General features: G+C 39.9%; 1 protein-coding gene. It reads left to right on the top strand.

Features of this window, described 5'->3' with window-relative positions:
- Positions 1–313 (top strand): hypothetical protein (locus tag KC820_RS13080; RefSeq protein WP_212371697.1); only part of this gene is annotated, 313 nt, incomplete at both ends.

Below are 313 nucleotides of genomic sequence, written 5' to 3'. Positions count from 1 at the left end.
AGTGATAGCATTTTTTATCGCTTCTACTTTATTAGATACGAACGTAGCTACGCTTTCCCATGTTCGGGATGTCTTGTTCTTTACGCTGTCCCATACGCCTACAACTTTAGTTTTAATTGCATTAAATACTGTGCTGGCTGTGGATTTAAGAGAGTTCCAAAGGCCAGAAAGTGTCTTTTTGATTGCGTTCCAGATTGTTGAAGTCAATGCTTTAATCGCATTCCAAGCAGTGCTGATGATGCTCTTTATTATACTCAACGCGCCTTTTGTTACGGTTTTAATTATCTCCCACGCACCTGACACAACATCTTTG

Origin of the sequence: Allobacillus saliphilus, from assembly GCF_018138385.1 — a bacterium.
In the GTDB taxonomy this organism is placed as follows: domain Bacteria; phylum Bacillota; class Bacilli; order Bacillales; family Alkalibacillaceae; genus Allobacillus; species Allobacillus saliphilus.
Note: the sequence above shows the minus strand (reverse complement) of the source record. Positions and strands in the feature narration are given on the sequence as shown.